Below are 1,759 nucleotides of genomic sequence, written 5' to 3'. Positions count from 1 at the left end.
AAGCAAAAGTTAAAAGCAAAACAAAAACGCTTAGTGAATCATTTATGAATGGTTTTGGTTCATCAAATGAGGATGAAACAAAAAAAGAAGAGTAAAAATCCGGCATTAGCCGGATTTTCACTTACTGCATTATAGAAGTGGAATATTTATTTTTTCACACTCTAATCGCATGTTCTCAGGCCAGATACTTACCTGAATTTCACCGATGTGTGCTTTATGTAAAAGAACCATGCACAGACGGCTCTGGCCGATACCACCACCAATTGATAAAGGCAGCTCGTTGTTTAAAAGCTTCTGATGGAAGTATAAAGATTTTCTCTCTTCCTTGTTTTCAATTGCAAGCTGCTTATTTAAAGCATCGATATCAACACGGATACCCATTGAAGATAATTCAAATGAACGATTTAAAATAGGATACCAGATTAAAATATCACCATTCAGACCTTCAAATCCTTCTTCATTTTTGGTTGACCAGTCATCATAATCAGGAGCTCTTCCGTCATGTTTTTCACCATTAGAAAGTGCACCACCGATGCCCATTAAGAAAACTGCTCCGTATTTCTTACAGATAAGATCTTCTCTTTCCTTAGGAGTCTTATCAGGATACATTTCCAATAGTTCCTGTGCATGAACGAAGTGAATTTCTTCTGGCAGGAATGGTTTTAAGCAAGGGTAGTTTTCACATGCTAGATATTCAGTTCTTAAAATAGCTGAATAGATTCTTCTGACAACACTCTTTAAATATGCAACTGTACGATCTTCCTTTGAAATGACAGCTTCCCAGTCCCACTGATCAACATACAGAGAATGTAGGTTGTCAAGCTCTTCATCAGCTCTGATTGCATTCATATCAGTGTAGATACCATAACCTTTTTCGATACCTAAATTTGCTAATGTAAGACGCTTCCATTTTGCAAGAGAGTGTACAACTTCAGCTCTTTGATCCTGCAGATCTTTAATAGGGAAAGAAACAGCTCTTTCAACACCGTTCAGATCGTCATTGATACCTAAACCTTTTAAAACAAATAAAGGAGCAGTGACACGGCGAAGACGCATTTCTGTTGCAAGATTCTGCTGAAAGAAATCCTTGATTAGTTTGATTCCCTTTTCAGTCTGAATCTTATCAAGAAGAGGTTTATAAGACTCGATAGGTTTGATTATTTTACTCATTTGTAAATCCTTATTATTCAGATTTTATGAATTTTATCATTTTATAACACTAATGTTTCAAAATGATGAAAAAAACAGGATTGATCCTTTACAAAAGGCTAAATAATCATATAAAAACTGCACTTTAATAGTGCAATACTTTCTGTCCTGTTTTTTGTAAGCTGTATCACTGAAAAAATCGCATACCTTTCATAAAATTGTTATAGCAAAGATTGTAAACAGGACTATAAAATGATAATAAATAAACTATCTTTGTGGGGATGCACAATTTTATCTTTCATATTTTATGCTTCTTTTGCTGAAGAAAGCGATGTTCCCACACTAAATGTGAAAACTGAGAATGGTGAAAATATATCTGCACAAAATAAGGTCTTGCATACAGATACAGTCTCTCCATTACAAATTGAACAAAAAACTCAGATAGATGAAAAAGACAAGACTTTAGCTTCTGAGTCTATTCTTGAAGTTCTATCTGAAAATAAATCTCGTTCAAAGCTAAAAAAAGTCGAAAATTCTCAAGAAAGAGAGCAGTTGCTCATTGATAAGGCCAAGGCTAGACAAAAAAAAGCACTTGAGGCAAATAAGCACC

The 1,759-nt window shown here is 34.6% G+C and carries 2 protein-coding genes; one reads left to right on the top strand and one right to left on the bottom strand.

Annotated elements, in window-relative coordinates; all coding sequences use genetic code 11:
- Positions 1–129: 129 nt before the first annotated feature.
- Positions 130–1,170: an aspartate--ammonia ligase gene (asnA, locus tag ACJML3_RS04575; protein ID WP_406021009.1), complete on the bottom strand. Its 1,041-nt coding sequence runs from the start codon at positions 1,168–1,170 to the stop codon at positions 130–132.
- Positions 1,171–1,401: 231 nt separating this feature from the next.
- On the opposite strand from asnA, the gene ACJML3_RS04570 reads away from it, so the two are divergent.
- Positions 1,402–1,759: hypothetical protein (locus ACJML3_RS04570; RefSeq protein ID WP_406021007.1), on the top strand; the 358-nt coding region annotated here is incomplete at its 3' end.

Origin of the sequence: Succinivibrio sp. (assembly GCF_045124615.1) — a bacterium.
GTDB classification, from domain to species: Bacteria; Pseudomonadota; Gammaproteobacteria; order Enterobacterales; family Succinivibrionaceae; genus Succinivibrio; species Succinivibrio faecicola.
Note: the sequence above shows the minus strand (reverse complement) of the source record. Positions and strands in the feature narration are given on the sequence as shown.